The organism is Microbacterium sp. SCPM-O-B-15248 (M128) (assembly GCF_058214835.1).
Genome location: NZ_JBYQLI010000007.1, coordinates 79,415 through 91,464, shown reverse-complemented (window position 1 = coordinate 91,464; position 12,050 = coordinate 79,415). Strand labels below are relative to the sequence as shown.

Sequence of the window (12,050 nt, the reverse complement as noted above, 5' to 3'; positions counted from 1 at the left end):
GAGTTGCGCGGCTCGGATGAGCCGCGCGCGGGCCGGAGGGCTCCGGCGCGTCGGGTGTGGGAGTCGACGCCTCGCAGGGGCCGCACGCTGCTGCACAACTCCGGCAATGTCGGCCGGGAGGGCGGGTGTCGCCGGATTTCGGGCCTGGCTGCAGGAGTTGTGCGGCTCGGGGAGAAGTGCGGGGGCGGCACAACTCCGGCAATGTCGGCCGGGAGGGCGGGTGTCGCCGGATTTCGGGCCTGGCTGCAGGAGTTGTGCGGCCCGGGGGAGAAGTGCGGGCCGGAGGGCTTCGGCGCGTCGGGTGCGGGAGTCGACGCCTCGCAGGGGCCGCGCGCCCGCGGCGTCGCGACCGGTCAGCCGCCGGTCGAGGCGCGAATCACGAGCTCGGGACGGAAGCGCACCCGGCGGGGCGTCTTGGCCGGATTGTCGAGCGATTCCAGCAGCAGCTCGATCGCCGTCGCGCCGATCTCGCGCGCGGGCTGACGCACCGACGACAGCGGGACCACGGTCGACTGCGCGAAGTCGATGTCGTCGTACCCGACGATCGCGAGGTCGGCGGGCACCCGGATCGCGCCGAGGATGGCGCTGCCCTGCAGGACCCCGACGGCGAGCAGGTCGTTCGCGCAGAAGGCGGCATCCGGGCGGTCCTCGGGAGCGCGGCGGGCGAACTCCTCGCCGACCTCCCGGCCCGCCAGCACCGTCAGGGTGGGCTTCTCCACGATCTCGAACTGCGCGTCGGGAACCTCGGCGAGTGCACGGCGGGCGCCCTCGAGTCGATCGATCACCTGGCGCACCGCGAGCGGCCCGCCGACGAAAGCGATCCGGCGTCGGCCCCGGTCGAGGAGGTGCCGGGTGGCGAGATAGCCGCCCTCGACGTCGTCGACCGCGACCGAGGGCAGGTTCCCGTCGGGAGCCTCGCCGTCGACCAGGACGAGGGGGATGCCGGGATGCGCGATCGCGGACGCGGCGAGATCGCTCGGCGTGAGCAGGACGCCCCGGACCCGTTGCTCCCGGAAGAGGTCGAGGTAGGCGCTCTCACGCGCGCCGTCCTGCCCGCTGTTGCCGAGCAGGACGGCGAGTCCTTCGGCTTCGGCGCGTTCTTCGGCGCCGCGTGCGACCTCGGCGAAGAACGGGTTGGCGCTGTCGAGCACGATGAGCCCGGCGGAGCGGCTCTGCCCCGCGCGCAGCTGGCGGGCGGCGTCGTTGCGGACGAACCCGAGCGTCTCGATCGTGGCGTGCACGCGCGCGACGGTGGCGGGGGACACCTTGTCGGGGCGGTTGAGCACGTTCGAGACGGTCCCCACCGACACCCCCGCTGCCGCGGCCACGTCTTTGATGCTCGCTGACATCGGTGCCCCCCTCCCGCTTGACGAACGGCGTCGGCCCACACTATCGTCTGAAACGATTCAGGGCATGAAACGATTCATGCGTTTCGCGCTGCTCCCACCCCCCACCGCCGTGGAGAAGGACCCCATGACCACTCTCACCCCCGAGATCCTCACGACCCTCGAAGGACAGGCCATCGAGCTGCCGTCGTGGGCGTTCGGCAACTCCGGCACCCGTTTCCGCGTCTTCCCGACCGAGGGGACGCCCCGCGATCCGTTCGAGAAGATCGCGGATGCCGCCGAGGTGAATCGGCTGACGGCGCTGGCTCCCGCCGTGGCGCTGCACATCCCGTGGGACCGCGTCGAGGACTACTCCGCGCTCCGCCGGCACGCCGAGGACCTCGGGGTGCGCCTCGGGACGGTCAACTCCAACACGTTCCAGGACGAGGACTACAAGTTCGGCGCCCTCACGCACCACGACGAGCGGATCCGGCGCAAGGCGATCGATCACCACCTCGAGTGCATCGACATCATGGATGCCACGGGCTCGCGCGATCTGAAGATCTGGCTGGCCGAGGGGTCGAACTACCCGGGCCAGAACGACATGCGCGATCGGCAGGACCGCCTGCACGATTCGCTGCAGCAGATCTATGCGCGCCTCGGCGACGAGCAGCGGCTCGTCCTGGAGTACAAGTTCTTCGAGCCGGCGTTCTACCACACCGACGTTCCGGACTGGGGGACCTCCTACGTGCAGGTGGCCGCCCTCGGCGACAAGGCGATGGTGTGCCTCGACACCGGTCACCACGCCCCGGGCACCAACATCGAGTTCATCGTGATGCAGCTGCTGCGCCTCGGGAAGCTCGGCTCCTTCGACTTCAACTCGCGCTTCTACGCCGACGACGACCTCATCGTCGGTGCGGCCGACCCGTTCCAGCTGTTCCGCATCCTCGTCGAGGTCGTGCGCGGCGGCGGCCTCAACAACCCCGACGTGGCCTTCATGCTCGACCAGTGCCACAACATCGAGGACAAGATCCCCGGGCAGATCCGGTCGGTGCTGAACGTGCAGGAGATGACCGCGCGCGCCCTGCTCCTCGACCGCGACGCGCTCGCCGCCGCCCAGCAGGCGAACGACGTCCTGGCCGCCAACGCGGTGATGATGGACGCCTTCTCCACCGACGTCCGCCCCGCGCTGGCCGCGTGGCGCGAGAGCCGGGGTCTTCCCGCCGACCCCATGGCGGCGTATGCCGCCTCCGGCTACCAGGCCCGCATCGCCGCCGACCGCGTCGGTGGCACCCAGGCCGGCTGGGGCGCCTGATCAGACCCACCGGGGCGGCGCCCGATCTCGCCGCCCCGGTGCCTTCCTTTCCGCTCGCTCCGACTCCCGTGAGGAACGTCATGACCACCGACACCGCCGCCGCCCTCATCGCGCGCAGCAACCGCCTCGGCTCCGACCCCAAGGTCACCAACTACGCCGGCGGCAACACGTCCGCCAAGGGCACCGACATCGATCCCGTGACCGGCGAGCCGGTCGAGCTGCTGTGGGTCAAGGGCTCGGGCGGCGACCTGGGCACCCTGACCGAGAAGGGCCTCGCGGTGCTGCGCCTGGACCGCATGCGCGCCCTCGTCGACGTGTACCCCGGCATCGACCGCGAAGACGAGATGGTCGCGGCCTTCGACTACTGCCTCCACGGCAAGGGCGGCGCGGCCCCGTCGATCGACACCGCCATGCACGGACTCGTGGATGCCGCGCACGTCGACCACCTGCACCCGGACGCCGGGATCGCGATCGCGACGGCCGCCGACGGCGAGGAGCTGACCGCGAAGATCTTCGGCGACAAGGTCGTGTGGGTGCCGTGGCGCCGTCCCGGGTTCCAGCTGGGCCTCGACATCGCGGCGATCAAGGCGCAGAACCCCCAGGCGATCGGCACGATCCTCGGCGGCCACGGCATCACCGCGTGGGGCGACACGTCGGACGAGGCCGAGCGCAATTCGCTCTGGATCATCGACACCGCGCAGGCGTACATCGACGCGCACGGGGCGGCAGAGCCGTTCGGCCCGGTCCGCTCGGGATTCTCCGCGCTGCCGGAGGCGGAACGTCGCGCCAAGGCGGCGGCGCTCGCCCCCACCATCCGCGGCCTCGCCTCGACCGACAAGCCCATGGTCGGCCACTTCACCGATTCCGACGTCGTGCTCGACTTCCTGGCATCCGCGAACGCTCCTGCGCTCGCCGCGCTCGGCACGAGCTGCCCCGACCACTTCCTGCGGACCAAGGTCAAGCCGCTGATCCTCGACCTGCCGGCCGACGCCCCGGTCGAGGACGCGATCGCGCGCCTCGCCGAGCTGCACGCGGCGTATCGCGCCGACTACCAGGCGTACTACGACGCGCACGCGGATGCCGACTCCCCGGCGATGCGCGGCGCCGACCCCCTCATCGTCCTCGTCCCCGGCGTCGGCATGTTCTCGTACGGCGCGAACAAGCAGACCGCCCGCGTCGCAGGCGAGTTCTACGTCAACGCCATCAACGTGATGCGCGGCGCCGAGGCGCTGTCGACCTACGCCCCGATCTCGGACGCCGAGAAGTTCCGCATCGAGTACTGGGCGCTGGAAGAGGCCAAGCTCCAGCGGATGCCGAAGCCCAAGACGCACCAGGGGCGCATCGCGTTCGTCACGGGCGCGGCATCCGGGATCGGCAAGGCCATCGCCACGCGTCTGGCCGCGGAGGGCGCGTGCGTCGTCGTCGCCGACCTCGACCTCGAGAAGGCGCAGGCCGCGGCCGCCGAGCTCGGCGGAACCGACGTCGCGATCGGCGTCGCGGCGAATGTGGCGGATGCCGCGGGCGTGCAGGCCGCGATCGACGCGACGCTGCTCGCGTTCGGCGGCGTCGATCTCGTCGTCAACAACGCGGGTCTGTCGCTGTCGAAGCCGCTGCTGGAGACCACCGAGAAGGACTGGGACCTGCAGCACGACGTCATGGCGAAGGGGTCGTTCCTGGTGTCGAAGGCCGCCGCGAAGGCGCTCATCGCGCAGAAGATGGGCGGCGACGTCATCTACATCTCGTCGAAGAACAGCGTCTTCGCCGGGCCCAACAACATCGCCTACTCGGCGACCAAGGCCGACCAGGCGCACCAGGTGCGCCTCCTCGCCGTCGAGCTCGGCGAGCACGGCGTGCGGGTGAACGGGATCAACCCCGACGGCGTCGTGCGCGGCTCCGGGATCTTCGCCGCAGGCTGGGGCGCCAACCGCGCGGCCACCTACGGCGTCAAGGAAGAGGACCTCGGTCAGTTCTACGCCAACCGCACGATCCTCAAGCGCGAGGTCGTGCCCGAGAACGTCGCCGACGCGGTGTACGTCCTCACCGGACCCGAGCTCTCGCGTACGACGGGGCTGCACGTGCCCGTGGACTCGGGCGTCGCCGCGGCGTTCCTTCGATGACGGCGACGCGCGCGGTCGCCGCGGTTGACCTGGGGGCCACGAGCGGCCGCGTGATGATCGGCCGCGTCGGCGACGACACGCTCGAGCTCGAAGAGGTCGCCCGGTTCCCCAACGGCCCCGTCGAGCGGGAGGACGGCTGGCATTGGGACATCGAGGCGCTGTGGGCGCACGTGCGGACGGGACTCGCCGAGGCTCTCCGGCGGGAGCCGGGCATCGAGAGCGTCGGCATCGACTCGTGGGCCGTGGACTACGCGCTGCTGCGGGGCGACGAACTGCTCGCCGAGCCGTTCCACTACCGTGACGCGCGGACGGCGCGGGGCGTGGAGGCCGTCCACGCCGTCGTCCCGTTCGCGGAGCTCTACCGCCGCAACGGCCTGCAGTTCCTGCCGTTCACGACGCTGTACCAGTACGCCGCCGATCCTCTCGTCGACGGCGCCGAGGTGAGCCTGCTCATCCCCGACCTCTTCGCCGCCCGCCTGACGGGGCGCCGTGTGGCGGAGCGGACGAACGCCTCCACGACGGGACTGCTGGACGTGCACACGGGGGAGTGGGACACCGCGCTCGCCGCGACGCTCGGGATCCCGGCATCCGTGCTCCCCCCGCTCGTGGACCCCGGCGACGAGATCGGTTCGACGGCGGACGATCTCGGTGCGCTCCCCGTGATCGCCGTCGGCTCCCACGACACCGCATCGGCGATCGTCGCGGTGCCCCTGTCGTCCCCGAACGCGGCGTACATCTCGTGCGGAACGTGGGGCCTGGTGGGTCTCGAGGTCGCGGAGCCGATCGTGACGGATGCCGCCCGCGCGGCGAACTTCACCAACGAAGGCGGCGTCGACGGGCGGGTGCGGTTCCTGCACAACGTCACGGGCCTGTGGCTGTTGAGCGAGACCGTGCGGGCGTGGGAGGCCGAGGACGCAGCCGCGATCGATCTGCCCGCGTTGCTGCGCGCGGCGTCGGCGGAACCGGATCCGGCGCACCTCTTCGACGCCGATGACCCGACCCTCGCCACGCCCGGCGAGATGCCCGGCCGGATCGCCGCGCTCCTGGGCGCGGAGCCGCCGACACCGGACGAGCGACCGGCGTTCGTCCGCGTGATCGTCGAGAGCATCGCCGCGGCGTTCGCGCGTGCCGTCCGCACCGCCGGCGCGCTCGCCGCGCGCGAGGTCGACGTCGTGCACCTCGTCGGCGGCGGCGCGCTCAATGCGCTCCTGTGCCAGGCGACCGCGGATCGGACCGGACTGCCCGTGCTCGCGGGGCCGGTCGAGGCCACCGCACTCGGCAACGTCCTCGTGCAAGTCCGTGCGCTCGGCGGCTTCGGCCCCGACGCACCCTTGGAGGATCTGCGCGGGCGCGTCGCGCGCGCGTTCCCTCCCCTCCGCTACGACCCCCGTCCCTGATCGTCGCGCTCGGTCCCTGGATCGGGCGTAGTCTGTGGTCAGACCACACGAAAGCGAGAATCCATGGTTCAGCGTCAGCTGCCCAAGGTCGGCGAGCTCCTCGAGCTCATGCAGTTCAAGAAGCCCGAGCTCGACGCGCGCAAGCGCCGTCTCGACGCGGCGTTGACGATCGACGATCTGCGCACGATCGCGAAACGGCGCACCCCGAAGGCGGCGTTCGACTACACCGATGGCGCCGCGGAGGGCGAGCTGTCGCTCGACCGCGCGCGACGCGCGTTCGAAGACGTCGAGTTCCACCCCGACATCCTGCGCCCGGCCGCGAACGTCGACACGTCGTGCGAGATCCTCGGGGGCCCCTCGGCGCTGCCGTTCGGCATCGCCCCGACCGGGTTCACCCGCCTCATGCAGACCGAGGGAGAGACCGCCGGGGCCTCCGCGGCGGCGGCCGCCGGAATCCCGTTCACGCTCTCGACGCTGGGGACGACCTCGATCGAAGGGGTCAAGGCCGCCAACCCGGTGGGCCGCAACTGGTTCCAGCTGTACGTCATGCGCCAGCGCGACATCTCGTTCGGCCTGGTCGAGCGCGCCGCGGCCGCGGGCTTCGACACGCTCATGTTCACCGTGGACACCCCCGTCGCGGGCGCGCGCCTGCGCGACAAGCGCAACGGCTTCTCGATCCCGCCGCAGCTCACCGTCGGCACCATCGTCAACGCCATCCCGCGCCCCTGGTGGTGGTTCGACTTCCTCACCACCCCCAAGCTCGAGTTCGCCTCGCTCAGCACGACCGGCGGTACCGTCGGCGAGCTCCTCAACGCCGCGATGGACCCCACCATCAGCTACGACGACCTCGACGTCATCCGCGGCATGTGGCCGGGCAAGCTCGTCGTCAAGGGCGTGCAGAACGTCACCGACGCGGCCCGCCTGGTCGATCTCGGCGTCGACGGCATCATCCTGTCCAACCACGGCGGTCGTCAGCTCGACCGTGCGCCCATCCCGTTCCGCCTGCTGCCGAAGGTCGTGCGCGAGGTCGGCAAGGACGCGACGATCATGGTCGACACCGGCATCATGAACGGCGCCGACATCGTGGCATCCATCGCCCTCGGCGCGAAGTTCACCCTCATCGGCCGCGCCTACCTGTACGGCCTGATGGCCGGCGGACGCCAGGGTGTGGACCGGACGATCGCGATCCTCCGCAGCGAGATCGAGCGCACCATGGCGCTGCTCGGAGTCTCGAGTCTCGACGAGCTCGAGCCCCGCCACGTCACTCAGCTCACGCGCCTCGTTCCGGTCAGCGACCGGTGAGACGGACGGCGGCCGGTCCCCTCACCGGTCGCCGTCCGCCGCGGCCGGTTCCCGGCGGCGGCCGCGCTCCCCGGTGCTGCTCGCCGCTGCGCCGAGGGTGAGCGTGGAGGCCAGGCCGAGGGCGAGGAACCCCGCCGCGGTGAACGCCGCCGCGCGCGTGCCGTCGCTGAACGCCGCCCGGGCATCGGCGGCGATGTCCTGCGTCTGCGGCGACTGCTCGAGGCCCAGGATCGCCGCCCCGGCGCTGTCGACCACCTGCGAGACCACCTGATCGCGCTGCTCCGCGGGGAGGTCGCGGTCGTCGAGGGCCGAGGTCAGCACGCTCGAGGTCGTCGAGAACAGGACCGTTCCGAGGATCGCCACGCCCAGGGCCGCGCCGAGCTGCCGCGAGGTGGACTGCGTGCCCGAGGCCGCACCGCTCTCGGACGGCGGTACCTCGGCGAGCACCACCCCGGTCAGCTGAGCGGTGGCCAAGCCGACGCCGATCCCGTAGACGAACAGGAACGGGATGAGCGGTCCCCACGCGGCATCCGGGCCGATGGTGACGGCGACACCGGCGACGCCGATGATCTCGGCGAGCAGGCCCCCGCGCACGATCCAGACGGGTGCGACCCTACCGCTGAGGGCCCCGGCGATGCCGCTCGCGACGAAGGAACCGATCGCGAGCGCGAGCAGCAGGAGCCCCGTCTGCAGCGCGTCGAACCCGACGACGAACTGCAGCCAGAGCGGGAGCGCGAGGATGATGCCGAACTCGCCGAGCGAGACGACGGCGGCGGCGATGTTGCCGTTGCGGAACGACGCGATGCGGAACAGGCCGAGCGCGAGGAGGGTGGAGCGTCCCGCGCGCCGGCGGTGGAGGCCCCACGCGATGAACGCCGCGAGGGCGACCGTCGCCACGGCGAACGCGATCGGCACGGGCGAGAGCGAGAAGGGCCACTGCCAGCCCCCGACCTCGGGGGTCTCCTCGACCCTCCACCACCCGTACGTGCGGCCCTCGATCAGACCGAACACGAGCGGGGCCATCGTCAGCACCGACAGCAGAGCGCCCACCCCGTCGATCGACTCGCGGCGGTCGCTGCGGGACTCGGCGACCGTGAACAGCACGCCCACGACGATCAGGATGCCGAGGGGGATGTTGATCCCGAACGCCCAGCGCCACGAGAACGCGGTGGTCAGCCAGCCCCCGAGCAGCGGGCCGACGGCCGCCATCCCGCCGATCGTGGAGCCCCAGACGGCGAACGCGATGCCGTGCTCGCGCCCGCGGAACGTGGCGTTGATGAGCGAGAGCGTCGTGGGGAGGATCATCGCGCCCCCGATGCCCTGGACCAGTCGCGCGAGGATCAGCAGCCCGCCGGTGGGGGCGAGGGCGGCGGCGATCGAGGCGAGCGCGAAGATCACGACCCCGATGAGCATGAGGCGGCGGCGACCGAAGCGGTCCGCGAGGCTGCCGAAGACCAGCAGCAGGGAGGCGAAGACGAGCGTGTAGGCCTCTTGCACCCACTGGACCTCGGTCGACGAGATGCCCAGGTCCTCGACGATGGAGGGGACGGCGACGTTGACGATCGTCGAGTCGACGATGATCAGCGAAACGGCGATGCTGATGAAGACGAGCCCCGCCCAGCGGCGCCCGTCCATGCGAGTGGTCATATCGCTAGATTATCTAGCTATACCGCGTCGCGGCGAGGAGCAATTCGCGCCACCTGGCCGTCTTGCGCACAACGTGACCTAGCATGCCGACATGAGGAGTGCGCCGTGATCGAGGCATCCCCGCTCCGCAATATCCGGGCGGTCGTGGAGCGTGTGGTGACCGGGATCCTTCCCCTCGCGCCGGCTCCCGACGTCGCCGACTTGCGTTTCCTGGCCGACATCGAGGCGGGACCCGCGCCCAAGATCTGGGTCGACGGCAACGCCCGCACGCTCGAAGCGATGCTGATCGCGCGGGCGCGACTCGACCACGTCGACGGCAGCCTGAGCCTGATCGACACGCACTTCGCGGACGGACGACTGCGAGCCCCGGCCCGGCTGGAACCGGCGACCAGGTCGACGCTGTCCTCGGCCGTCGCCGAGGCCTACGCGGCGGCGGGACGGCCGCGCCACGCCGGCGAATACGCCGCCGCGGCGATCGCCTACGCCGACGACGCCGCCACGCTCTACCGCGCTCATGCCGTGCGCAGCCTCGCCACCGCGATCAACGGCGAGTACCGCCTGTCCGAGGAGAGTCTGCGGGTGTGCGAGGAACTGGCATCCGGATCCGGGTGGGAGGCCGTGCACCCCGACTACGACCTTCTGCTCGCGCGTCTCCTCGTGGCATCCGCCGCGCTGGACGCCGACACCCTCGACGCGACCGCCGAACGGCTCCGGGCCGGTTCTTCCGGCGACCCCTTCTGGCAGTACTCCGCGCGGGTGGCCGAGGCGATGGCGGCTCTCATCCGGCGCGACTACGCCGAGGGGATGGTGCTCGTGGCCGCCCTCACCGGCGGCACCGAGTCGTACTCCGGCCACACCATGGTGCGGGGGTTCGCGCAGGGGGTCTACGCCGACCTGCTGCTCGCCCGGGGCGAGGCGCGTCGCGCCCTCGCCGCGCTCGAGGGTCGGGAATCCCCGCCCGGTCACGCCCTGTGCTTCGACATGCAGCGCGCCGCCGCACTCATCGCGCTCGGGCGCGAGCGCGAGGTGCTGGAGTCCACTGATCCGTGCATCCGGATGGGCACGCGCCACTGCGTGCGGACGCTCACTCCGCTCCTGGTGCGCCGCGCCGTTGCGCACGCGCGTCTGGGCAACCAGGAGGCCGCCGACGCCGCGTTCGCGGAAGGGTTCGCCCTCTCCGAGCGCCTCGGCGTCTCGCTGACGCCGTACCTCACCCTGCCGCAGCCCGATCTCCAGGACCTCTTGGAACGGATGGCGCAGAACCAGCCCGCGTCCGCAGAGGCGGCGCGGCGGATCGCCGACATGCTCGCGCTCGTGCCGACCCGCGAGCACCTGCCGCCGCTTCCCAGCCTCAGCCCGCGAGAGGAGCGGCTGGCTCTGGCGCTACGGGGGCCGCGGAGCCTCCCGCAGATCGCCGACGAGCTCGACGTGTCGCCGAACACCGTCAAGTCCCAGCTGCGGTCGATCTACGCGAAACTGCAGGTGTCGGGGCGCGATGCCGCTGTGGCCGTGCTCGAGGCGCACGGCTTCTACGTGTGACGCCCGTTTCCGCGCGGACGGTTGTCGCCTACGCGGAGGGGCGTGCGGGGGAGGCCGGACGCGGATGCGCGCTGCCGCGCGGCGGGCGCTCCGTGGAGGGCAACGGGATCGGCGTCGTGCCGGCGATCTCGTCGCTGAAGTCCTCGGGCTCGGGCGCGATCGTCGTGATCGGACGCGTCTCGTCGAGCGTGAGCCGGAACCGCTTCGTGTCGTGCCGGTGGACGCGGCCCGACGCCAGCGTCCAGGCCACCCCGATGCCGCACGCCACGAACGCGACGACCGCGGCGAGGCCGATCGCGGTGCGCGGTCCGAACTCGTCGGCGACCCAGCCGACCACGGGGGCGCCGACGGGCGTCCCGCCCAGCAGGATCGCCATGTACAACGCGAGCACGCGGCCGCGCAGTGCCGGGTCGGTGGTGGTCTGCACGTAGCCGTTCGCCGTGGTCAGCATCGTCACGACGCAGAACCCCGTGAGCACGAGGGTGGCGGCGTAGGTGCCGTAGCTGGGGGCGAAGACCGAGAGCGTGGATGCCACGGCGAAGCCGCCGGACCCGAGGATCACCACGCGCATCCGGGCGCGGTCGCGGCGCGCGGCGAGAAGGGCCCCGGCGAGGGACCCGATCGCGACGAACGAACTCAGCAGGCCGAAGCCGTCCGCGCCGCGCCCGAACTCCAGCGCCATCGTCGAGGCGAAGATCGGGAAGTTCATGCCGAAGGCGCCCAGGAGGAACACCATCGCGAAGATCACGACCAGGTCGGGGCGCTTCGCGACGTACCGGAACCCGTCCGCCAAGCGCGCGGGGCCGCCGCGGCGGTGGTGGACGACCAGTTCGTGGGGTCGCATGAGGAGCAGGGCGCCGATCATGGCGAGGAACGTCACGGCGTTGGTGAGGAACACCCAGCCCGTGCCGACGACGACGATCATGAGTCCCGCCACCGCCGGGCCGATCAGGCGCGCGGTGTTGAACGAGGCGGCGTTGAGGGCCACGGCGTTGGAGGCGTTCTCCTTCGCGACGAGGTCGGAGACGAACGCCTGGCGGGCGGGGTTGTCGAACGCGGTGATCACGCCCAGTGCGAGGGCGAACACGAACATCAGCGGCAGCGTCATGACTCCCGTCACGAGCAGGATGCCGAGCGTCACGGCCAGCAGGAGCATCGCGCTCTGCGTGCACATGATCAGCCTGCGCCGGTCGAACCGGTCGGCGACCCATCCCGTGACGCCCACGAGCAGCAGCGGCGGTGCGAACTGGAGCGCCATCGTCACGCCCATCGCGGCGGCGTCGTTCGGTGTGAGTTCGGTCAGCACGACCCAGTTCTGGGCCGTGGCCTGCATCCATGCGCCGATGTTCGACACGAGCGCGCCGATGAACCAGACGCGATAGTTGTAGACCGAGAACGAGCGGAACAT

8 protein-coding genes are annotated in these 12,050 nt (G+C 71.5%); 5 read left to right on the top strand and 3 right to left on the bottom strand.

All coding sequences use genetic code 11. From position 1 onward, the window contains the following. Nucleotides 1-353: 353 nt before the first annotated feature. On the bottom strand, nt 354-1,349 hold the full coding sequence (locus AC3E6M_RS12795; protein WP_490530120.1) for a LacI family DNA-binding transcriptional regulator: 996 nt from the start codon (nt 1,347-1,349) through the stop codon (nt 354-356). Between the two features lie 124 nt (nt 1,350-1,473). Between AC3E6M_RS12795 and rhaI the strand changes: the two genes are divergently transcribed. The 4 genes from rhaI (at nt 1,474) to AC3E6M_RS12775 (ending at nt 7,456) form a co-directional block, all read left to right on the top strand. Continuing rightward, complete coding sequence (gene rhaI, locus AC3E6M_RS12790; RefSeq protein ID WP_138176209.1) at nt 1,474-2,640, top strand: L-rhamnose isomerase; 1,167 nt, start codon at nt 1,474-1,476, stop codon at nt 2,638-2,640. An 80-nt stretch (nt 2,641-2,720) separates the two neighbouring features. Further along, on the top strand, nt 2,721-4,757 hold the full coding sequence (locus AC3E6M_RS12785) for a bifunctional aldolase/short-chain dehydrogenase (RefSeq protein WP_490530119.1): 2,037 nt from the start codon (nt 2,721-2,723) through the stop codon (nt 4,755-4,757). Further along, nucleotides 4,754-6,154 carry a rhamnulokinase gene (locus tag AC3E6M_RS12780; RefSeq protein WP_490530118.1) on the top strand — a complete coding sequence of 467 codons (1,401 nt, stop codon included), beginning with the start codon at nt 4,754-4,756 and terminating at the stop codon, nt 6,152-6,154. Before AC3E6M_RS12785 ends, AC3E6M_RS12780 begins: the two co-directional genes overlap by 4 nt. Before the next feature lie 63 nt (nt 6,155-6,217). After that, complete coding sequence (locus AC3E6M_RS12775) at nt 6,218-7,456, top strand: alpha-hydroxy acid oxidase (RefSeq protein WP_138176203.1); 1,239 nt, start codon at nt 6,218-6,220, stop codon at nt 7,454-7,456. Nucleotides 7,457-7,477: 21 nt separating this feature from the next. Here the strand turns inward: AC3E6M_RS12775 and AC3E6M_RS12770 are convergent, their stop codons facing one another. Continuing rightward, entirely contained in the window at nt 7,478-9,103 is a 1,626-nt protein-coding gene (locus AC3E6M_RS12770) for a DHA2 family efflux MFS transporter permease subunit (protein WP_490530117.1), read from the bottom strand. A 105-nt stretch (nt 9,104-9,208) separates the two neighbouring features. Between AC3E6M_RS12770 and AC3E6M_RS12765 the strand changes: the two genes are divergently transcribed. Beyond that, nucleotides 9,209-10,642 carry a helix-turn-helix transcriptional regulator gene (locus AC3E6M_RS12765; protein WP_138176199.1) on the top strand — a complete coding sequence of 478 codons (1,434 nt, stop codon included), beginning with the start codon at nt 9,209-9,211 and terminating at the stop codon, nt 10,640-10,642. A 28-nt stretch (nt 10,643-10,670) separates the two neighbouring features. Here AC3E6M_RS12765 and AC3E6M_RS12760 read toward each other — a convergent pair whose 3' ends face one another. After that, nucleotides 10,671-12,050, bottom strand: coding sequence for an MFS transporter (locus AC3E6M_RS12760; protein ID WP_394529670.1), 1,380 nt, complete (start codon nt 12,048-12,050; stop codon nt 10,671-10,673).